Below are 21,145 nucleotides of genomic sequence, written 5' to 3'. Positions count from 1 at the left end.
AATGGCCAAATCGAACAATCCAGGCGGCAAGAAGAGGGGAGATCCCCCTCAGGACGCCAAAGGTCAGTATCGGAAGCTGTTGCATGGCAGTGAGAGTGATGGCGTCGCGAGCGCCAAGCCACGGGTCATTACCGGCTCCAGCGACGCAACCGTAAACAAGACCCCTCCCGGATCGGCCGAACCCGAAAAGGACTGGGATCTCAACTATGATCCGCGTGACATGAACGAGGGTAAATATCGCGGCTGAATTCCTGTTTGGCTGGATGGTGGCGGGATGAAAACCTGGCTGCATTTGTGCATCGACATGCAATGTATGTTCTTTGAACCAACTCCCTGGCAGGTGCCTTGGATGGCGCGCACGCTGGATCAGGTTGGCGAGGTGGCTGGGCGATTTCCCGAACGGACGATTTTCACGCGCTTCATGCCACCGGCACAGCCGGACATCATGCCAGGCAAATGGCGGGACTATTACGAGAAATGGAACATGATGACCGCCAGCAATCTGCCTCAAGAATTGATGGACGTGCTTCCAGTCTTTCGAGCCTTGACGCCGCCGGCGCGCATCTTTGACAAGTTCACCTATTCGCCGTGGGTGGATGGTCGTCTGCATCAGATATTGTCCCGTCAAGGCGTCGACACTCTGGTTATAAGCGGAGGAGAGACGGACGTCTGCGTCCTGGCTGCGGCACTTGGCGCCATCGATCTCGGTTATGGCGTTATCATCTTGAAGGACGCCGTATGCAGTGGTGATGACGATGCACATGACGCAGCGCTTACGCTGTTTGAAAGGCGATTTTCCGTACAGGCCAAAATTGTGACGGTCGAAGAGTTTCTGTCCACGGAATGATGCCTGTGGTCAGCTCGAACCACCCTGCACCTGAGCCGCCGTAAATACAGGAGGATTTCCCATGATCGATCGCCGACCGGATTCATTGAAGGTCTGGTCCGTTCGGGAACTCCGCGGCTCCGGCGCAGTTGGATGTCGGTATCTGTGAAAGGGTTTTCCGATGACCAAAGAGGACATCAGAAAGGCTGCCCATGCCAGGTGGGAAATGGAAGGAAAGCCGGATGGGCAGGAGCTGCGCCATTGGTTGGATGCGGAACGTGAGCTAAAGGCGCGTGACGAAGATCTCCCGAAAACATCGCCTGATGACCATCATGCCGGCGTGGTGCCGGAGTCGGAGGATGAAACTCACCGAGCTCCCACGTCGTCGGATGCCATTCCCTCACAAGAAGCCGAGCCCGGGAGATTCAAGCCGGGAGAGCTTGCCTCCGAGAACAAGTGAGATGGCTTACTTCTAATCGGTCGAACGCTTGACCGTGCTTCGCGCCAACGGGAGGAGCCTTGATGCGCGTTCTTTTCATTTTTACGGCCTGTCTCGTCGGGCTGATCGGCATCACCATTGCGTGCCTTGGCGCATGGCTGTTCGTACTCGGCGGCACGCCCTATTATCTGATAGCTGGTATCATCCTTTCATGTGTTGCAGTGCTGTTATCCAGGGGAAGCGTCTTCGGTCCGTGGCTTTACACGTTATTGTTGATCGGAACTCTGGCATGGGCTCTGACCGAATCCGTATTCGATGGCTGGGCGCTTATCCCGAGACTGGTCGCTCCGGCGGTTCTTGGCTTATGGATCTGGTCCCCCTGGGTTGCCGGCCGCATCGAGCGCTTGGCAAGGGCAAGAATGATCCTCCTCGCCAATCTCGTTTTTGCATTGGCGATCCTGATCTTCGTCTTTGGTTCGGGCTATCGGATCACCGAAGCCAGGACCATCAATTTCGGCGATCCTGCCCGCTGGAAGGTCATGGATGGAGACCAGAGCGACGCTGGTCCAGCAGGCGATTGGGCCTACTACGGAGGCACGCCGGCGGGAGACCGGTATTCGTCTCTCGACAAAATCACGCCTGACAACGTCAATCTTTTGAAACAAGCTTGGTCGTTTTCCACCGGCGACAAGCCGAGGGCGGGTGAGAATTCCAAGGGCAGGGAGTTCAGCTTTGAAGCGACCCCGATAAAGGTCGGAAATAGCCTTTATTTCTGTACACCGCATCGCGAGGTTATCGCGCTCGATGCAACGACGGGAAAGCTGAAATGGCGTTATGATCCGGGCGGCGACATGTCGCACAATGTCTATCAAGCTTGTCGCGGGGTTTCATATTACGACGCCTCATCCGTGACATCCGCGGGCACATGCGCGCACCGCATAATCTCGACCGCATCGGATCTTCCAAGGCTGTTCGAACTCGATGCCGATACGGGCAAGCCTTGCGAGCAGTTCGGTGAGCGGGGAATGGTCGATTTGCGCGATCACATGGGGCCGGTTCCGCCAGGGTTTCATTTCATTTCCTCGCCGCCGCTTGTCCTGAACGGGCGTATAGTTCTGGGAGGATGGGTCTACGACAATCAGACCGTCGGCGAGCCTTCAGGCGTCATACGTGCCTTTGACGCAAACACCGGGCGACTTGCATGGTCGTGGGATATGGGAAAGGATCCCGCCAATAAGCCGCTTGCAGCAGACGAAACCTATACGCGTGGAACGCCAAACGGCTGGGGCGTCTATACGGCCGATCCAAAGCTCAATCTCGTCTTCGTACCTCTCGGCAACGCGACCCCGGACTATTTCGGGGGGCAGCGCAGATCTTTTGACGATCGCTATTCAAGCTCCCTGGTGGCGTTGGACCTTACCACCGGACAGGAGAGATGGCATTTTCAGACCGTACATCATGATCTCTGGGATTTCGATCTTCCCGTGGGGCCGTCGCTTGTCGATCTCCCCGACGATAGAAGCGGCAGTATCCCGGCGCTTGTTCAAACCAGCAAGCAGGGCCAGCTTTTTCTCCTTGACCGCCGTGATGGCCATCCTTTGGCCGAGGTCGACGAGCGGCCGGTGCCGCCGGGCGATATACCGGGCGAACGCTATTCGCCCACACAGCCCTTTTCGACCGGCATGCCGCAACTGCTCGCGCCCAAGCTTCGAGAAACGGATATGTGGGGTGCAACTCCCATCGATCAGCTTCTCTGCCGGATCTCCTTTCGGCGGATGCGAGACGACGGTCTGTTTACGCCGCCAGGAGTGAAACCGACCATCGGCTGGCCGGCCTTCGACGGGACCTCCGATTGGTATGGCGCGACGATCGATCCAGAACGCAAACTCTTGTTTATCAATACGACATTCATGCCGTTTCAACTGCAGATGCTTCCCTATGCGTCGGCTCTCGCCAAAGGGCTCTTCGCGCCATGGGGCGGATGGAAGCAGCCATATCCGCAGCCTGACTTCCAAAATAATCCTGAGCATGGCACGCCTTTTTCCATTGTCGTCAAAGCTTGGCTCGGTGTGCTTGATATCCCTTGTACCCGCCCGCCTTGGGGGCAGATGCAGGCGATCGATCTATTGACAAGAAACGTCGTATGGCAACGTCCCCTTGGAACGACAGAGGATATGGGGCCATTTGGACTGCGTCTGCCCTTTGGTCTGCCCACGGGAATATTCAGCATGGGCGGGAGTGTTGCCACCCGTAGCGGCTTGATCTTCATTGCTGCAACGACGGATCAATACATCCGCGCGCTTGATGGCAAGACGGGAAATGTCGTCTGGCAGTTTCACCTGCCGGCAGGCGGAAACGCCACCCCCTTGACCTATCTCGGCACGGACGGAAGACAGTATGTCGTCGTTGCAGCTGGCGGTCATGGCGGCTTGCAGTCGCGCAACGGTGACGAAATCGTGGCGTTTGCGTTGCCGCATCGCTAGGTCCCGAAGCAATTCACCATCCAAGGCGTGTGTGGCTGAGCCTCTTGCCATTCTCGCCGTAATCGGCATGGCCGCGACCGCATTTTTTTCAGGGATGAGGCGGGAACCAATCTTCTGGCCGTCTGTTCGGGGAGTGGGACCAATGAAGGTCTCGAGAACAAACTAAGGAGAAAACATCATGGCTTCCCAAGGTGGATCGCATGAACAGCATGCAAGGGCGGGCCAGCAAAACCACAAGAATTCGTAATCGAATTCGGAAGGGCTGTTGCCGGTATCTTTTCCTGCAGGTGCGTTGAATCGGCCGTGCGAACCAGCGCGCACAAAAACCGACGCATCGGCGCTGCTTCAAAATGATCTTTTCTCAAAATGTTGGAGGACTCCAAATGGCATCCGAGAAGACTTTGAATGATCTCTTTCTGGAAACACTGAAAGACATCTACTATGCCGAGAAGCAGATTCTTAAGGCATTGCCAAAGATGGCACGCGCGGCCCAGGCGGAGGAGGGCAAACAAGGTTTCCTTCATCACCGTGATGAAACCCAGGGCCATGTGGAACGCTTGGAGCAGGTATTCGAACTCCTGGGGAAGCCGGCGCGAGGAAAGACGTGCGAAGCAATCCAAGGCATCATCGCCGAGGCCGACGAGATCATCGAGGAATTCAAAGGCACGCCGGCGCTCGATGCCGGTCTCATCTCTTCGGCGCAGGCCGTCGAGCACTACGAAATTGCCCGCTACGGCACCCTCATTGAATGGGCCAAGCAACTCGGTCTGAAGGATGCCGTCACCCTCCTGCAGCAGACGCTCGCGGAGGAAAAGGCGACGGATCAGAAGCTGACGAAACTCGCCGAAACCGCAGCCAATGCGAAGGCCAGGAAGGCCGCATAAAACACGGCTGCATTTGATCTTCGATGCGTTGCGGAAGCAGCGCATCGTCAGAGGACGCCCAGTCACGGATATGCCTCGTGCGATAGCATTGGGGGGAGCTTGTCGGTTTCGATATCATGCCGGGCCTATGGGCCGGTAAGTTAGAGGTGCCATGTCAAACCGCCGACCCCATCTTGCGCGGCTTGCGCCGCATATAGAGACCATCGCTGCCGGAGATATGGCCGAGCAATATGGTGCGCTATGCTTTCGGCATCGCGACGATAATTCGCCTGAAGTGCTGCTTATCACCACACGCGAGACCAAACGATGGATGATCCCGAAGGGATGGTCGATCAAAGGGCTTGATGGCGGTCAGGTGGCGGAACGCGAAGCCTGGGAAGAGGCAGGTGTCAAGGGCAAGGTCAAAAAGGGAATATTCGGGTATTTCACATATTTGAAGGTGCTGGCTGACCGGCAGACGATACCGTCAGTGGTCGAAGTTCACCTGCTTGAAGTCAGAAAACAATCCGGAAAGTTTCCTGAGAGCGGGCAGCGGACGATCGAATGGATGGTGCCGGAAGAGGCAGCCCGCCGCGTGCGCGAACCTGAACTGAAGGGACTGTTGATGCGCTTTGCGCTGGAGGATGCAAGGCCTGCAGATATTGATTGAGCAATAGCTGCAGGCATCGTCTCAAGCGACCATACAATTTCGCCGTGGGCCGATCTCGTAAGCCTTGGTTTAGGCCGAGGTCGAATCCTTCTCATCGTGGCCGATCGGAAGCTTGCGCCATTTGGGACAGGGCTGAGTTTCGCGCGAACCTATTCCTGGCAGTTTTCGTGGCGGCGTCATGGCCCGGCGGCGTCGTCAATCGTCACCCTTCTGTTTCAGGGCGTCAGACACGCGGCGCTTGCGTGGATGATCGATATTTTCGCCATGGGCATCGCGGGCTTTTTCACCGCCATCCTTGGCCGGCAAATATCCAGCCGGCTTTGAGCCAGCCGGTCCCTCCCATCGCGGGGATTGATCCGTCGTTCCTGGTGCGCCTTCATGAGGTTGCTGATGTTTCATAGCCAGGCCTCCTCTAGGATGTATTTTGCGGCCGTCGCGACAGTGACGGGTCCGCCTTCGTCCTTAAAACCGCCTGCGGTCCGTATTGTTCCTAGCAAAATGGGAAAGGGACGTGCCGTCTGCGGACGGCACTACAGATGGGTGGAACTTTCAACCCCGGTTTTCGTTTGACCTCATTGCGAGGGCGAATTCAGGGGAATTCCGTGGCGCAGATCTTTACGGCATCGGCTGATACGAGGTTGCGCGCGTCCCTGCTTGTTGCCGCCATCCTCATATTTCTGATCGTCCTGTTTGTCGGCGGATATGCGAGTTCCAGCTATGGCACCCTGGTCGGCTGGGTGCAGGATCAGCCGGTTCCCTTCAGCCATGAGCACCACGTGGCAGGTCTCGGTATCGACTGTCGGTATTGTCACACCTCCGTCGAGACAAGCGCCGGCGCGGGATTGCCGGCGACGTATATCTGCATGAGTTGCCACTCGCAGATCTGGACCGGCGCTGGCATGCTGGCGCCGGTCCGACACAGCCTCGCGGCCAATGTGCCGCTCACATGGAACCGCGTCAGCCGGTTACCCGACTATGTCTACTTCAACCATTCGATCCATGTTGCCCGCGGCGTTGCCTGCGTGACCTGCCACGGGCGGGTTGATCGGATGCCGCTGATGTCCCGCGCGCAGCCCTTCCAGATGCAGTGGTGCCTGGATTGCCATCGAAATCCGGCGCCCAATCTGCGCCCGCCTGATCAAGTGACCCGCATGGACTGGTCCGACTGGGACGCCAATCCCGAGCAGCACAAGGATTTCGGCGCGCAGGTGGTGAAAGCCTATGGCATCGAACCGAGGAAACTCATCCAATGCAATATCTGTCACAGGTGATCCGATGATAGTTCGTCCGGTTCAAAAAGACACGGTTCGCGAGCGGCTAGTCGGCAAGACGGGGAGGCATTTCTGGCGGGCATTGGAGGAGCTTGCCGATACCGAGGAGTTTCACCGGTTTTCCAGGCGCGAATTTCCGATGATGCACAGAAACGGTATCACGTTCGACCGCCGCACACTTCTCAAGATCATGGCAGCATCGCTTGCACTCTCCGGGCTTTCGGCTTGCAAGGGCGAAGAGGACGAAGAGGCGCTTCCCTATGTCGAAGCCCCGGAGGGCGTGACTGTTGGAGTTGCCAAATGGTTTGCGACTGCCGTGACCTTTGACGGCTATGCGCAGCCTGTCCTCGGCAAGACCTTCACCGGCAGACCGGTCAAGCTGGAAGGCAATCCCGATCACCCCGTATCGGGCGGCGCCACCGATGCCTTCACGCAGGCCTCGCTCCTCGGCCTTTACGATCCCGGTCGCTCGCAAACGCCGCTTCATCTGGGCAAGCTCGCCGATTGGGACGCATTCGATGCCGAGATGGCGGCGAAAGCTGATGAGCTGGACAACACTGAAGGGGAGGGGTTCCGGCTGCTGACCGCACCTTTCAGTTCGCCGACCCTGCGCCGCCAGATCGAGGCGATGATGCAGCGGTGGCCAAAGGCACGCTGGCATATCTGCGATCCATTGCCCAACACGGCGCGATTGAACGCCACGCAGCACATTTTCGGTCGTCCTCTGGAGCTTCAGCCGGCATTCGCTGCCGCCGAGACTATCGTCAGCCTCGATGACGATTTCCTCGGCCCCGGTCCGTGGCAGACGCCATATGCCCGTGCCTTTGCCGATCGCCGGCGGATGCGCCAACACATGCGGGGCGCGAGCCGGCTATTCGTGGCCGAACCGACACCTTCGGCCACTGGGGCGGTTGCCGATATGCACCTTGTCGCCTCACATTCGGGAATGGATCGCCTGCTGCGCGCCATGGCCGCCCAGATCGGTCTCACGGGTTTGGGGGATGTCAGCTTCGCTGACCACGAGCGGCAATGGGTGATGGCTGCCTCATCCGCACTTCAAGCATCCAAGGCCAATGGCTTGCTACTGATCGGCGCCCATCATGGAGACGATCTTCAGGCACTTGCTTTGCTGATCAATGAGAGATTGGGAAGTCTCGGAAACACGCTTCGGTTCTCGGAGCCGGTCAATGCACAAGCGCCGGACGGCTCGCGATCGCTCGACATTCTGACCACCGACATGAACGCCGGCAAGGTGTCGACACTTGTAGTCGTCGGTACCGATCCCGCCTATTTTGTGCCGGCCGATCTCGCCTTCCGCGATGCTTTGCAGAAAGTGAAGCTCCGCATTCACGCCGGGCTCTATGTCGATGAAACCGCTTCTCTTTCGCATTGGCATGTGCCGCTTCAGCATGATCTTGAAAGCTGGAGCGACGCGCGCGCTGTCGACGGCAGCGTGACATTGATCCAGCCGTTGGTCCGGCCGTTCTACGCGGTGCGTGCAGCGCATGTCGTGCTTGAAACACTGATGGGCCGCACGTCGAGCGATAGAGATCTGGTGCAGCAGACCTGGCGCGCGGCCTGGGCTGGGGAGTTCGACGAGCGCTGGCGTGACGCCCTTTATCGCGGCTTCGTTTCGGGCAGTGCCGCACCGTCGCTCATCCCCATCGTTCTGAACCGCGCGGTCCCGCAAGCTGCGCCGGATGCCTCTTCCGGCCTGTCGCTGGTCATCCGTCCGGATGCCGGTGTCTGGGACGGCACGCTCTCGGAAAATGCCTGGGCGCAGGAGACGCCACGGCCTCTGACCAAGATCACATGGGGTAACGTGATCCTTGTCAGCCCGCAACTTGCATCGGAACGGCAGCTGGAAAACGGCGCCGAAGTCAGATTGACGGCGGGAAACGCTTCTATCCAAGGGCCGGTCTGGATCATGCCGGGCCAGGAAGCCAATACGATCACCATTACGCTCGGTTATGGACGCAAGCTGAAGGATTCCATAGCTGCCGGTCTCGGCTATGACGCCTACGGTCTGCGGCGATCGACGGATCCTTGGTACATCACCGGTGTTGCAATCGAGCCAACGGGCAAAATGCTGCAGGTGGCAACGACGCAATTACACCAGGCGATCGACGGTTTCGATTTCATCCGGACGGTGGAGATCGGTCAGCTCGATCCGCAGTCCCGGCCGGATCACAAGCAAAAGCCGCCATCGCTCTACCCGGACAGGCCGATATCGGATCCGTCCTGGGGCATGTCGATCGATCTCGATCTTTGCATCGGCTGCAATGCCTGCGTGACCGCCTGCCAGGCTGAAAACAATATTCCGGTGGTCGGCAAGGAGCTTGTCGCCGAAGGACGGCAAATGCATTGGTTGCGGATCGATCATTACCGTGAAGGGGATGTGACGGCGGCGAAGTCCTATTTTCAGCCGGTCCCCTGTATGCATTGCGAGCAGGCGCCCTGCGAGATGGGCTGCCCCGTCAATGCTGCGGTCCATAGCATCGATGGCCTGAACCTGCAGGTCTATAATCGCTGCATCGGCACACGAACCTGCTCTTCCTACTGTCCCTATAAGGTGCGCCGTTTCAATTGGTTCGACTTCACCAGTGACGATGCGGAGTCGGTCAAAGCCATGCGCAATCCGGATGTGACGGTGCGCAGCCGCGGCGTCATGGAAAAATGCACCTATTGCGTCCAGCGTATCGCCGAGGCACGGATCGTGGCCGACAAGGAGGGCCGACCGATCCGCGATGGCGAGATCGTTACAGCCTGCCAGCAAGCCTGCCCGACACAGGCGATTACCTTCGGCAATGTTGCAGACCCCAATTCCGGCGTCAGTCGGCTCAAGGCCGGTTTCCGTGACTATAGCCTGCTCGAGGAAGCGAACACCCGGCCGCGAACGACCTATCTCGCCCGGATCGAAGATCCGTCCCTCGGAAAGACGGAGGCGGCGGGATGAGCGAGAAAATTCGTAAACGGGACGCTGCAGCCGCGGAGCGGATCACGCGGATCCCGTTGAAATATCCGGCGCCTCGCGCATGGTGGATATGCTTCGCATTTTCCCTGCTCCTGCTTTTATCCTTTGCGGTTTCGGCGACGGTGCTTCTCATTTCCGGTGTCGGCGTCTGGGGCAACAATATCCCCGTCAATTGGGGTCTGGCGATTGCCAACTACATCTGGTTCCTCGGCATCGGGCACGCCGGGACGTTGATCTCGGCAATGCTGCTTCTATTGGGTGCTCACTGGCGCAATTCGCTCAACCGCTTTGCCGAAGCGATGACGCTGTTTGCCGTCATCTGCGCCGGGCTCTATCCGATCCTGCATCTTGGCCGGCCATGGTTCTTCTACTGGATCGCGCCCTATCCCAATACGATGACGATTTCGCCGCAGTTCAAAAGCCCGCTGAGCTGGGATTTCTTCGCCGTCCTGACCTATCTCACTGTTTCCATACTGTTTTGGTATATCGGTATTATTCCCGATCTCGCGGCAGTGCGCGACCGCGCCAAGCGACGCTGGCAGCAGGTGATTTATGGGCTTGCGGCGCTCGGCTGGCGGGGGTCTGCCCGGCACTGGGCACGATGGAACCAGGCCTACAGGCTGACGGCGGCGATTGCCGTTCCGCTGGTGGTCTCGGTTCATTCGGAAATTTCGCTTCTCTTTGCCGCCGGGCCGATACCGGGTTGGACCTCCACGGTCTTCCCGCCCTATTTCGTGCTGGGGGCCGCCTTTTCCGGTTTCGCCGTCGTCGCCATGATCGCGGTCGTACTGCGCCACGCCCTCGGTCTCGGCATGCTGGTCACCGACCGCCATCTCGACCTGCTCGGACGCTTCCTGCTCGCAACCGGCCTGATGACGGCCTACGGCTATGTCGCAGAAGTGTTCGACAGCCTTTACGGCGGCGAATTGCAGGATGTGGGAACCCTAACGGACCGCCTGGTCGGCGCCTATGCCTTCAGCTATTGGGGCGCCGTCATTCTGAATTTCCTACCGCTGCAGCTATTGTGGTTCGAAAGCGTCAGACGCCAGCCGCTCATGCTCTTTCTGATCGGCCTGTCCGTCACGATCGGCATGTGGTTCGAGCGCTATATGTTGCTGACGACGTCGCTATATCGCGACTATCTGGTTTCCTCCTGGGGCGAATATCATCCCAGCATATGGGAATGGGGCCTTTATGCGGGAATGCTCGGTGTCTTCCTGACACCGTTCCTTCTCTTCGTGCGCTTCCTGCCTGTCATCTCCACGTTTGAAGTGGAGGAGGCTTTACGCGAGACGGGGGATTTGAGGCATGCGTGAGCCGCGTCCCGGAGGAGATCTGTTTGGGCTGCTGGCCGAATTCGACAGGCCAGAGCGTCTGATCGAGGCGGTGAAACGCGCGCGCAAGGCGGGCTTTACCGCCATGGAGGCATACTCGCCCTATCCTGTTGAAGAACTGACGGAGGCGCTCGGCTTTAAGGAGAACATCGTGCCGTGGCTGACTTTGGCAGGCGGTATCTTCGGCGCAGCGCTCGGCTACGGACTGCAACTCTATACCAACTACGCCTATCCGATCGAAATCGGCGGTCGTCCGCTCTATGCTTGGCAGTCCTTCATGCTCATCACCTTCGAACTCACGGTCCTTTTTGCCGTGCTTTCGGCAATTTTCGGCATGCTGCTTCTGAACCGCTTGCCGCGGCTGCATCATCCGCTTTTCGGCATAGACGCGTTTCAGCTCGGGCAGTCCGACAAGTTCTTTCTCATCGTTCTGAGTAACGACGAGCGCTTCCATCCGAAGCGCACCCGCACCTTCCTCGACATGCTCGATCCGGTCAGCGTGGAAGCCGTCGAGCATACGGAGCAACCGGAATGAGGTGCCGCCTTCTCATTCTTGCGCCGATGCTTCTGCTTGCCGGCTGCGACGACATGAACCATCAGTCGCGCTATGATTCCTACGAAAAGAGCCGGCTCTTTGCCGATGGCAAAGCCCTGCAGGCGCCGGCGGATGGAACGATCGCACGGGACGATCTTCAGAATGCGCAGACGCTTGCCGATCGTCCCCCGATGAATATCGAGCTTCTCCGGCGCGGGCAGCAGGAATTCGGCATCTATTGCACGCCCTGTCACGACACCGCCGGCTACGGCAATGGCACGGTGCCCGCGCGAGGCTTTCCCCATCCGCCGAGTTTCCACATCGACCGACTGCGACAGGCGCCATCGCGTTATTTCGTCGAGGTGATCTCCAAGGGCCACGGCGTGATGTATTCCTATGCGGATCGCGTTTCTCGACGGGATCGCTGGGCGATCGCGGCCTATATCCGGGCGCTGCAGCTAAGCCAGGGCGCCAGCGTCGCAGGCCTGCCGCCGGAGGATCAGGCGCAGCTGAAGAGGGTGGGGTCATGAGCCGGATCGAAGCCCTGCCGACCCGCTTGCTGGCGCTGAGCGGCGTCACCTTCTGCATCGCGGCTCTCGCCCTGGTGCTGGTCGCGCCTGCGTCCGCCTTGCTCGGCTGGCTTTCCGCGCTGGTCTTCGTAAGCGCGCTCCCGCTCGGTGCGCTTTGTCTGGTCATGATGATGCGCATCATTCCGGGGATCTGGCGGCATGATCTCGATCACGCGGCGAGATCGTCGCTATCGCTGCTGCCGCTTGTGCTGATCGCGTGGCTGCCGATCCTGTTCGGCCTGTCCTTCGTCTATGAATGGGTGCGGCAGCCTCTATCCGAACCCTTCAAGGCGATCTACCTGACGCCGCTATTCTTCGATCTCAGGACCCTGTTCATTCTCGCCGCCGCATACCTGCTTGCGCAGGCACTGTTGCGCAGCCAATCTCTATCCGTTGCGGTCGGCGGACTCATCGGTTTCGTCCTCCTGCAGGAAATCCTAGCGACCGATTGGCTGATGTCGCTCGACCCGCACTTCCACTCCTCCGGTTTCGCGCTTTATGTCCTCGCCGGCCAGATGTTGACTGCGCTTGCCTTGCTGGTGTTTCTAAGCTTGGGGGAGGGTGGTGTCGCGAAACCGAGCGTGCTCGGTGCGCTCTTGATCACCGCCATCCTTTTCTGGGCCTATCTGGCGTTCATGCAATATTTCATCATCTGGTCGGGCAATCTGGTTCAGGGCGCCCTCTGGTTTCAGCGCCGTGGCACGGGCATCTGGTCCTTGGTCGAGCTCTCGATTGCCTTCCTGCATCTGACGCCACTTTTCCTTCTGTTCTTTCCGCCGATCCGGCGATCCAGACGATGGCTAATCGTTCTGATATCGATCATCCTCGCGGGGCGTTTGCTGGAATGTGCGTGGCTCATTCTGCCGCAGCTGGCGTCGCATCTCGGCTATGCGATCGCAGCCTATGGCTTGTCGCTTGGCGGTCTTGCGCAGATCACGCTTGCCATTCTTTCCCGCGCAAGCAAGGTCGTGCACCGGCTGACCACGACGGCGGAGGCTTCATGATGACTGCCTCGCTTTCCAGAAAGTCGCGGCGGCAGAAAGCGTCGCCGCAATTCGAACCGCAGGATGTCTCGCCGCGGCTGGTGCTTTGGGTGACGCTTGGTCTTTTCCTCGGCATGGGTCTTTCTGTTCTCCTTGTCTTTGGCATTCTGTGGTGGATGAGGCCGAACGCCGCCCCGCCGCAGACGGGGTTCGGGTCCAGGCAAGCGGAGCCAGGCCCACGCCTTGAAGTGTCACCATCCGTCAATCGCGATCTGCTTCAACGGCAGGCGGAACAGCGTCTCGGGGAGTACGGCTGGATCGATCGTAAGGCCGGGACGGTGCATATTCCGATCGACAGGGCCATGGCCATTCTGGCGACGCGCGGCTGGCCGGACCGTGATGAGCGGGAGGAAATGCAATGAGGACGGCCGCATTCACGCTGGCTCTTGCCTTGCTTCTCGGCGCCGGCGAGGCGCACGCGGCGGCCTTCGATCCGTTCACGGCGACAGGGATCGATCAGAAGCCGGATGCCTTCATCCCCCTCGACCAGCCTTTCCGTGACGAGGCGGGACGCCTCGTCACTCTTCGGCAGCTCGGAGGCGGCAAGCCGATCCTTCTCGCGCCTGTCCTGCATAATTGCCCCAATATTTGTGGCATCACCCTATCGGGTCTGATGGAGGCCGTTGAAGGGCAATCATTTCGACCAGCCACCGACTTTACGATTGTTGCCTTCGGCATCGATGCGCGTGAGGGCCCGAAAGAAGCTGCGGCCTCGCTCGATCAGTTGAAGCACCGCTTCCCCTCCCTCGCGAAAAATGGCGTGCATGCGCTGACGGGCGAGGCGATCGCCATTCATGCCATGACCGAAGCGCTCGGTTATCGTTACGCCTGGGATCCCGACATTGGCCAATATGCCCACGATGCCGCCGTTGCCGTCTTGACACCGGACGGGAGGTTAAGCCGCTGGCTTTACGGTCTGGCGCCGACGAGCCGAGACCTGAAACTGGCGCTCACCGAGGCCGGCGAGGGCCGGATCGGCCGCTGGCGTGACCAGCTTCTGGTACTGTGCTATCACTATGATCCATTAACCGGGCGATACTCATCCCTCATTCTAATGGCGCTTCGCCTTGCATTCGGCCTCACGGTGATCGTCGGTGCCGGCCTGCTTGCCCTCGGGCTTGTTCGTGACCGCCGGTCGAAAGAGACCGGGGGGAGGGCGCCATGAATTTCATTCCGCTCTGGCCGTCCGGCGCGTCGGCCTATAGTCACCAGATCGACCTGCTCGTCATTGCCTTCACCGTGCTGATCGTGGCGCTGTCGGCGCCCGTATTCATCCTGCTCCTCGTCTTCATCGTCAAATATCGGCGCGGCAAGGAGGCCGATCGCAGGCATGCTCCGAACCGCAACATTCCCCTGGAGCTTTCCTGGACTATCATCCCATTTGTTGCCCTTCTCGGCTTTTATATCTGGTCGACGGATCTCTTCGCCAGGCTCTATCGTCCGCCAGCCGACGCCATGCAGGTCGACGTCGTTGCCAAGCAATGGATGTGGAAATTCCAGCATCCCGAAGGACAGGCCGAAATCAACGAACTCCATGTACCGTCTGGTCAGCCGATCAAGCTCATAATGGCGTCGCAGGATGTCATTCATAGCCTCTTCATCCCGGCTCTGCGCATCAAGCAGGATGTGGTGCCAGGGCGATATACGTCCAGCTGGTTCGTAGCCGACAAGCCGGGCACCTATCGCATTGCCTGCTCGCAATATTGCGGCAGCAACCATTCCGAGATGACAGGCAGTTTTATCGTCATGAACCCCGCCGACTATGCCAAATGGCTGTCCCTGTCCTCGAATGACGTTAGCCTTGCCGCGGAAGGGGCGACGCTCTTTCGCAGCCGTGGCTGTAGCGGCTGTCACGATTCGGGAGCGTCAGTGCGAGCGCCCCCTTTGGCCGGCATCTACGGCAATCCGGTGCCGCTTCAATCGGGAGAGATCGTCACTGCCGATGACCAATATATTCGCGACAGCATTCTGCTACCGCAATCGAAGGTCGTTGCCGGCTATCAGCCAATCATGCCGACGTTTCAAAACGTCCTGAGCGAGGAGGATGTCATGAAGCTCGTCGCCTATGTCAAATCGCTGAAGCAGGCGGGGGTGACACAATGACCGACGTCGCTGATCCCAAGCTTGAAGAGGCAAATGTCGGTAGAGGCGGCTCGACGGAGACTGTGGCGCAGCGCGTCAGCTACCTGCGCGCCGGGCATAGTCTCAAGTCTTGGCTGCTGACGACGGACCATAAGCGGATCGGCGTTCTCTACACCCTCTCCATCACATTTTTCTTCTTCATCGGTGCGGCCGCGGCCGCGCTGATCCGGCTCGATCTGCTGACGCCGGCGGGAGACCTAATGACCAATGAAGGCTACAATCGCGCCTTCACGGTCCATGGCGTGGTCATGGTATGGTTTTTTCTCATCCCATCCATCCCCAACACCTTCGGCAATTTCCTGATCCCGTTGATGATCGGCGCGAAGGATCTCGCTTTTCCCAAGCTGAACCTGCTGAGCTGGTATATCTACATGCTCGCCGGGTTGTTTACGGTGTTCGTTCTGATCGCAGGCGGGGTCGATACGGGATGGACATTTTACACGCCCCTTTCGACGATGTATGCCAACGGCAACGTGATCCTGGCCGCAAGCGCTGTGTTCATCGTCGGCTTTTCCTCGATCCTCACGGGATTGAACTTCATCGTCACGGTTCACACCCTGCGCTGCCCCGGCATGACATGGGGCAGGCTGCCGCTTTTCGTCTGGTCGATCTATGCGACATCGCTGATCCTGGTGCTGGCCACGCCAGTGCTGGCGATCACGCTCGTGCTCATTTCGCTGGAACGGCTGTTCGGGCTCGGCATATTCAACCCGGCGATTGGTGGCGATCCGCTGCTGTTCCAGCATCTCTTCTGGTTTTACAGCCATCCGGCCGTCTATATCATGGTCCTGCCCGCCCTCGGGGTAGTTAGCGAACTTGTTGCCGCCGGTGCCCATAAGCCGATCTTCGGCTATCAGTTCGTGGCCGGCTCTTCGATCGCGATCGCGGCCCTCGGCTTCTTCGTCTGGGGCCACCATATGTTCGTCTCGGGGCAATCGCTCTATGCGAGCGCGGCCTTTTCCTTCCTCAGCATCGCAGTGGCGATCCCCTCCGGCGTGAAGGTTTACAACTGGGCGGCAACGCTGTTCAAAGGCTACATCTCGCTCGATCCGCCGTTTCTCTTCGCCATGACCTTCATCGGCCTTTTCGTTTTCGGCGGATTGACGGGCCTGATGCTCGCCATGCTTGCAATCGATGTCCATGTGCACGACACCTATTTCGTGATCGCGCATTTTCATTACATCATGGTCGGCGGAACGATATCGGCCTTCTTCGGCGCGCTGCATTACTGGTGGCCAAAGATCGTCGGACGCATGTATTCGCTGGCCTGGGGGCGGGTCACGGCGATCTTCTTCTTTATTGGATTCAACCTGACATTTTTTCCGCAATTTCTGCTCGGCTATCTCGGAATGCCGAGGCGCTATCATGTCTATCCGCCGGAGTTTCAGGTGCTGAACGTCATTTCAACTGGCGGCGCTGCGGTTCTTGGGGTCGCCTATGTCATGCCGTTGATTTATCTCATCTATTCGATGCACTGCGGCAAGCCGGCGCCCAACAACCCCTGGGATGCGACCGGATTGGAATGGACGACGCCCTCGCCGCCGCCGAAGCATAATTTCGAGGCATTGCCCGTCGTCGATCGCCCACCTTACGACTATGAGATCGAGATGAGGGACGAACATGTCTGACACAAGGCCCGTCACCGACCCATTCACCGATCACCTTCAGCAGCATCGTGCCGCGATGATGGGGATGTACGTCTTTCTCGGCAGCGAAATCATGCTCTTCGGCGGCTTGTTCTGCGTTGCCGCTGCCGTGCGTCTGGCGCATGCGCCCGAGATCGTCCACGCCTCCCGTGCTCTGCATTTTGGGATTGGCGGGCTCAATACTGCCATCCTGCTGACTTCAAGCCTCTTCGTCGCCTTGGGCGTGGAGAGCGCCAAGAGGGGCCGTGCCCAAATCACGTCGCGTTGGTTCGTTGGAGCCGCTGCCCTCGGCTTGGCGTTCCTTACGATGAAAGCCTATGAGTACCGGATGGAGTTTACCGAAGGGCTGCTCCCGATAGAGGGCTTGCATTCCCGCTATGCGGACGAGGTTCAGCATCTCTTCATGAACCTCTATCTCATCGCCACCGGCCTACATGCGGTGCATCTGTCCATCGGCATCTTGCTTCTGATCGCGCTATCGTTTCGCTTGGCGTTCGGCTCGATCAAGCTGCCGGAGCGGGCGATTGTTCTCGTCACTGCTGGCCTCTATTGGCACCTGGTCGATGTGATCTGGGTCTTCCTCTATCCTGTATTCTATCTTGCGAGATGAACCTTAGATGCTGCCACTTGCAAATCCTCTCGTCGTCATCTGGGCAATCTTGCTGGTTTTGCTAAGCATTACTGTAGCGGCAAGCTTCGTGCTGAGCGGGCCGGAGGGCCTCGTCGTCAGCCTTTCGATCGCGGCGATCAAATCCGCAATGATCTATGGGCGCTATATGCATCTGAACGAGCAGACGCCGCTTAACCGCATTGCCGCGCTTGCCGCCGGTCTCTGGCTGCTGATCCTGCTCGGCTTTCTCGGCCTCGATTACTGGACCCGCGCGCTCGTCTAGTCGCGTTCGAGCCCTGTCGGGCGAGAAAAAAACACGCAACATTCGCCGGCTGATCATCACGCGCGATCGTGGCAAGCGATGGAGATATGCGCGCCCTTGAAAAGCCTCTTCGGAACATTGTCAGCCGGATATGGTTCTATCTTTGTCAGCGATAGATGCCGAGCAGACAAGCACGGGTGAGTAGCGCGCGAGGAGACCACATGAACCACCACTCAGATGCACGCCGCCGCATGATGATTTTCGTCGCGACGATTTTCGTTCTTGCCTGTCTCATCGCTGTCTATTTCGCCTTTGCCCTTCATCCTGGCGAGCCGGTCCCGCCGACCACAGGGGCGGTGTCGTCTCAGGCAAAGTGACATCGCAATCGCTTGCGCGCATGCGAAACGGTGGCAAGTAAATCAGCATCACTTAGTCAATACGGCTCGCCCTAGCGCAGCCATGACGGCAAAAAAAGCAGATTAGTCTATCTGGGAGCGAACTGAAATGGAGGTTCAAATGAAAACGTTTATCATTGCCACCTGTGCAGCGTTGTGTCTCACGGCTTGCACTTCGACGGAGCAAGGCGCCGGGATCGGCGCTGCCACGGGCGCCGTTGTTGGCGGCGTAGCAACGGGGAATGTTCGCGGCGCCGCCGTCGGTGCGGCCGTGGGCGGGGTATCCGGCGCCTTGATCGGGAACGTCGCAGGACAGCCCGGCCGTTGCTATTATCGCGACCGCAACGGAAACCGCTACGTCGATCGCTGTTAAGCTCATTGCAGTCTTCATCGGCACGGGCTCAAATTGATCCGGTGGAGGTAAATTTAGCCGACGATGCCTATGTCTGGTTCGATGAGACGCAGGCAGTGAAGCCGCTTGGGATTGAGCACCATCGCGGCGTGCCGGGAACCTATCCCTTCGGTGAATAGACGATGCTTCGGGACATTGATCCTGTCCTGGCCAAGCTCGCTGCGAGCTTCACCTCTTGCGGGGGAAAATGCGCTTTCTAAATTTTTGGACATAAGCATGCCAGGTCAAAGGAGGAAGCAATGATAAGGTACGTGTTTGACCGCCCTCTTTTCGTGAAAAGGAAGCACTTCATTCAAGAAATATGCTGCCTCGACGACATCGTTGATTTCCTTGAAGAATGGCCGGAGGAGAAACGCGGCGTCGCGCATGTCGTTATGCTGCGGGCCTGCAGAGATGCAGTCGACGGTCGGTTTCCATTGGGTGCCGTGAGGAAGAACTTCGAGCGATTCCTGAAGAAGAACGATATGTTGGCATCGATCGAGGAGTTTCCGCTTCGCCCACAGAGGGCCAGCGATCGCAACATCGGTGGCGTTTGACGCTTTCGCACATCGTCGGCGAGATTACGCATCATTGCGACGGAGAGCCTGCCCGCTGCTTGACCAGCTGCATCCCGGCTGTCTGAAGGTCTCTCATGCGGAACTTCAACAGCCGCTGAGTGTTTCCTGTAGATGTCGGACAATGATTTTCATGTGCGCTAGGATGCATCCGCGTTATCCGCGGCCGCCACTGAGCTGGGTCGAAAAGAGTTAGAACATCGTTCGTTGGCGAGAACATGATCGCGGTGAGCATTTTGCCAGTATGGAAGTGCCGGACCTCCTCGTCGCCGACCTCCGGGATCGGGCGGCGTCTTTAGCCAATATCCATAGGAAGGTCGATGATATTGTTGACGCGGAGAACAAGGGCGATTGACTGAGCGAGATGATCTCGTGCGAAGTCGCCGGGAACCCTGTGGCGAATTCACGGTTAGACGTGCTCACGACGGTCTTTTGGACCGTGTGGTCCTCCTGCTGAAATTGCCATCGGAAAGGGTATCGGATGTCTAATCCAGAAGAAGCCTCAGCCTCGGGGGTTACGAGGCGCACACTCTTGGCGGGGACAATCACGTCTGCAACGGCCATTTCGGTCGGTGCTGCCTCGAAGGAGGAAAAGGTGCGGCTCGCGGCAGCATCGACGCAATCCACGGTCCCGGTAAAGATGAAGATCAACGGCCAACCCTATCAGTTCAGCGTTGACCCGCGCACGTCGCTTCTGGATCTCCTTCGTGACCATGCGGGCCTGACGGGCACAAAGAAGGGCTGCGACCACGGGCAATGTGGAGCGTGCACGGTGCTCACCGATGGAAAGCGGACGTTGTCCTGTATGAGTTTCGCGGCGATGAATGACGGGCGCAAAATCACCACGATCGAAGGTCTTTCGTCGGCCGATGGACATCTGCATCCAATGCAGCAGGCGTTTATCGACCACGATGCCTTCCAATGCGGTTACTGCACGCCTGGTCAGATCCTATCTGCAGTTGCCTGCGTGCACGAGGGACATGCCGGCAACGACGCCGACATTCGCGAATACATGAGCGGCAATATCTGTCGATGCGCCGCTTACCCCAACATCCTCGCTGCCGTGCGGCAGGCCCGCGATGAGATGGAGAAGCTCTGATGCTACCCTTCAGCTATCAAAGTGTTCGCGATGTCGGCAGCGCCATCGCAGAGGCGGACGAAGCCAAGGAAATTCCGCCGACCGCTGCATCGTCACAGTTCATCGCGGGCGGCACGAACATGTCCGATTACATGCGGCTCGGGGTCAATCGACCGTCGCATCTGGTGGATATCAACTGCATCAAGGATCAATCATTGAAAACGATCGAGATCGGTGATCCCGACATTCGTCTCGGGGCTCTGGTCCGCATGAGCGAGGTCGAGGACAATCCGGAAATCAACCGAAGATGCCCGATGCTTGCCGAAAGCCTGAAACTTGCAGCCAGCCGGCAGATCCGCAACATGGCAAGCCTTGGCGGCAATGTGCTGCAGCGGACGCGCTGCGAATATTTCCGCGAGATTTCATGGCCTTGCAACAAGCGCAATCCCGGCTCCGGCTGCGCAGCCATCGAAGGCTTCAACCGGCAGCATGCGGTGCTCGGAACCAGCGATTCCTGTATAGCTACCTATCACGGAGACTTTGCCCAGGCGCTGATTGCTCTCGATGCCTCGGTCGACATATCAGGGCAATCCGGCAAACGGCGTATCCGCTTTGCAGAACTGCATCGCCAGCCGGGCGATCGGCCGGATATCGAAACGACGCTGCGGCCGGGCGAGATCATTACTGCGATCGTCGTGAATGTTCCTGCCTGGGCTGCACGATCTCGTTACCTCAAAATACGCGACCGCCAGTCCTATGCCTTCGCCCTCGCTTCCATAGCCGTCGCAATCGACCTCGATGGAGACATCGTGCGCGATGCGCGTATCGGTCTTGGCGGGTTGGCTACGGTTCCATGGCGCGCCAAGGCGGCCGAGGAGGCACTCCGGAACAAGCCGCTCACGGAGGAAAGCGCCTCAATCGCAGCGCAGGCAGCTTTCGTGGACGCACGGCCGCGCCGGCATAATGCCTTCAAGATCGACCTTGGAAAACAGACATTGGTGCGGACCTTGCTTGAGGTTCGGGAGATGAGGATATGACC

Annotated in this window: 24 protein-coding genes; 23 read left to right on the top strand and 1 reads right to left on the bottom strand. The window is 58.7% G+C overall.

The window, feature by feature from the left end; genetic code table 11:
• Position 1: 1 nt before the first annotated feature.
• The 6 genes from PH562_RS08120 to PH562_RS08095 all read left to right on the top strand — a co-directional run bounded on the left by PH562_RS08120 (position 2) and on the right by PH562_RS08095 (position 5,281).
• Positions 2-247 (top strand): hypothetical protein, encoded by a 246-nt coding sequence (locus PH562_RS08120; RefSeq protein WP_285172572.1) that lies wholly within the window; start codon positions 2-4, stop codon positions 245-247.
• A 27-nt stretch (positions 248-274) separates the two neighbouring features.
• Complete coding sequence (locus tag PH562_RS08115) at positions 275-847, top strand: cysteine hydrolase family protein (RefSeq protein WP_285172571.1); 573 nt, start codon at positions 275-277, stop codon at positions 845-847.
• A 160-nt stretch (positions 848-1,007) separates the two neighbouring features.
• Complete coding sequence (locus PH562_RS08110) at positions 1,008-1,286, top strand: DUF2934 domain-containing protein (protein ID WP_285172570.1); 279 nt, start codon at positions 1,008-1,010, stop codon at positions 1,284-1,286.
• Between the two features lie 62 nt (positions 1,287-1,348).
• The gene (locus tag PH562_RS08105; RefSeq protein WP_285172569.1) at positions 1,349-3,748 is read left to right on the top strand and encodes a membrane-bound PQQ-dependent dehydrogenase, glucose/quinate/shikimate family; all 2,400 of its coding nucleotides are present in this window, start codon (positions 1,349-1,351) and stop codon (positions 3,746-3,748) included.
• Positions 3,749-4,131: 383 nt separating this feature from the next.
• On the top strand, positions 4,132-4,632 hold the full coding sequence (locus PH562_RS08100) for a YciE/YciF ferroxidase family protein (protein ID WP_285172568.1): 501 nt from the start codon (positions 4,132-4,134) through the stop codon (positions 4,630-4,632).
• Positions 4,633-4,849: 217 nt separating this feature from the next.
• Entirely contained in the window at positions 4,850-5,281 is a 432-nt protein-coding gene (locus PH562_RS08095) for an NUDIX hydrolase (protein WP_374817612.1), read from the top strand.
• A gap of 195 nt (positions 5,282-5,476) precedes the next feature.
• Here PH562_RS08095 and PH562_RS08090 read toward each other — a convergent pair whose 3' ends face one another.
• Positions 5,477-5,680, bottom strand: a complete 204-nt coding sequence (locus tag PH562_RS08090; protein ID WP_285172566.1) for a hypothetical protein — start codon at positions 5,678-5,680, stop codon at positions 5,477-5,479.
• Positions 5,681-5,883: 203 nt separating this feature from the next.
• Here PH562_RS08090 and PH562_RS08085 point away from each other — a divergent pair, with 203 nt between their 5' ends.
• The 17 genes from PH562_RS08085 to PH562_RS08005 all read left to right on the top strand — a co-directional run bounded on the left by PH562_RS08085 (position 5,884) and on the right by PH562_RS08005 (position 21,143).
• Positions 5,884-6,552, top strand: a complete 669-nt coding sequence (locus tag PH562_RS08085; protein ID WP_285172565.1) for a cytochrome c3 family protein — start codon at positions 5,884-5,886, stop codon at positions 6,550-6,552.
• 4 nt (positions 6,553-6,556) lie between these two features.
• The gene (locus PH562_RS08080) at positions 6,557-9,508 is read left to right on the top strand and encodes a TAT-variant-translocated molybdopterin oxidoreductase (protein ID WP_285172564.1); all 2,952 of its coding nucleotides are present in this window, start codon (positions 6,557-6,559) and stop codon (positions 9,506-9,508) included.
• Positions 9,505-10,842 carry an NrfD/PsrC family molybdoenzyme membrane anchor subunit gene (gene nrfD / locus PH562_RS08075; RefSeq protein WP_285172563.1) on the top strand — a complete coding sequence of 446 codons (1,338 nt, stop codon included), beginning with the start codon at positions 9,505-9,507 and terminating at the stop codon, positions 10,840-10,842. The genes PH562_RS08080 and nrfD overlap by 4 nt, the downstream gene beginning before the upstream one ends.
• Entirely contained in the window at positions 10,835-11,395 is a 561-nt protein-coding gene (locus PH562_RS08070) for a DUF3341 domain-containing protein (protein WP_285172562.1), read from the top strand. Before nrfD ends, PH562_RS08070 begins: the two co-directional genes overlap by 8 nt.
• On the top strand, positions 11,392-11,925 hold the full coding sequence (locus PH562_RS08065; protein WP_285172561.1) for a c-type cytochrome: 534 nt from the start codon (positions 11,392-11,394) through the stop codon (positions 11,923-11,925). The genes PH562_RS08070 and PH562_RS08065 overlap by 4 nt, the downstream gene beginning before the upstream one ends.
• A complete protein-coding gene (locus PH562_RS08060; protein WP_285172560.1) occupies positions 11,922-12,968 on the top strand; it encodes a hypothetical protein in 1,047 nt (348 codons plus the stop codon). Before PH562_RS08065 ends, PH562_RS08060 begins: the two co-directional genes overlap by 4 nt.
• Positions 12,965-13,369, top strand: a complete 405-nt coding sequence (locus tag PH562_RS08055; protein WP_285172559.1) for a hypothetical protein — start codon at positions 12,965-12,967, stop codon at positions 13,367-13,369. The genes PH562_RS08060 and PH562_RS08055 overlap by 4 nt, the downstream gene beginning before the upstream one ends.
• On the top strand, positions 13,366-14,172 hold the full coding sequence (locus tag PH562_RS08050; protein WP_285172558.1) for an SCO family protein: 807 nt from the start codon (positions 13,366-13,368) through the stop codon (positions 14,170-14,172). The genes PH562_RS08055 and PH562_RS08050 overlap by 4 nt, the downstream gene beginning before the upstream one ends.
• Positions 14,169-15,110 (top strand): cytochrome c oxidase subunit II, encoded by a 942-nt coding sequence (gene coxB, locus PH562_RS08045; protein ID WP_285172557.1) that lies wholly within the window; start codon positions 14,169-14,171, stop codon positions 15,108-15,110. Before PH562_RS08050 ends, coxB begins: the two co-directional genes overlap by 4 nt.
• On the top strand, positions 15,107-16,777 hold the full coding sequence (locus PH562_RS08040; protein ID WP_285172556.1) for a cytochrome c oxidase subunit I: 1,671 nt from the start codon (positions 15,107-15,109) through the stop codon (positions 16,775-16,777). Before coxB ends, PH562_RS08040 begins: the two co-directional genes overlap by 4 nt.
• Complete coding sequence (locus PH562_RS08035) at positions 16,770-17,405, top strand: cytochrome c oxidase subunit 3 (protein ID WP_285172555.1); 636 nt, start codon at positions 16,770-16,772, stop codon at positions 17,403-17,405. Before PH562_RS08040 ends, PH562_RS08035 begins: the two co-directional genes overlap by 8 nt.
• A gap of 7 nt (positions 17,406-17,412) precedes the next feature.
• Entirely contained in the window at positions 17,413-17,688 is a 276-nt protein-coding gene (locus PH562_RS08030; protein WP_285172554.1) for a cytochrome C oxidase subunit IV family protein, read from the top strand.
• A gap of 200 nt (positions 17,689-17,888) precedes the next feature.
• On the top strand, positions 17,889-18,044 hold the full coding sequence (locus PH562_RS08025; protein ID WP_285172553.1) for a hypothetical protein: 156 nt from the start codon (positions 17,889-17,891) through the stop codon (positions 18,042-18,044).
• A 139-nt stretch (positions 18,045-18,183) separates the two neighbouring features.
• Positions 18,184-18,435: a YMGG-like glycine zipper-containing protein gene (locus PH562_RS08020; protein WP_285172552.1), complete on the top strand. Its 252-nt coding sequence runs from the start codon at positions 18,184-18,186 to the stop codon at positions 18,433-18,435.
• Between the two features lie 278 nt (positions 18,436-18,713).
• A complete protein-coding gene (locus tag PH562_RS08015; RefSeq protein WP_285172551.1) occupies positions 18,714-19,010 on the top strand; it encodes a DUF982 domain-containing protein in 297 nt (98 codons plus the stop codon).
• Positions 19,011-19,509: 499 nt separating this feature from the next.
• Positions 19,510-20,127 (top strand): (2Fe-2S)-binding protein, encoded by a 618-nt coding sequence (locus tag PH562_RS08010; RefSeq protein ID WP_285172550.1) that lies wholly within the window; start codon positions 19,510-19,512, stop codon positions 20,125-20,127.
• A complete protein-coding gene (locus PH562_RS08005; protein ID WP_285172549.1) occupies positions 20,127-21,143 on the top strand; it encodes an FAD binding domain-containing protein in 1,017 nt (338 codons plus the stop codon). The genes PH562_RS08010 and PH562_RS08005 overlap by 1 nt, the downstream gene beginning before the upstream one ends.
• Positions 21,144-21,145: the final 2 nt, after the last annotated feature.

This window comes from Rhizobium centroccidentale (assembly GCF_030182565.1).
GTDB lineage: Bacteria > Pseudomonadota > Alphaproteobacteria > Rhizobiales > Rhizobiaceae > Rhizobium.
Note: the sequence above shows the minus strand (reverse complement) of the source record. Positions and strands in the feature narration are given on the sequence as shown.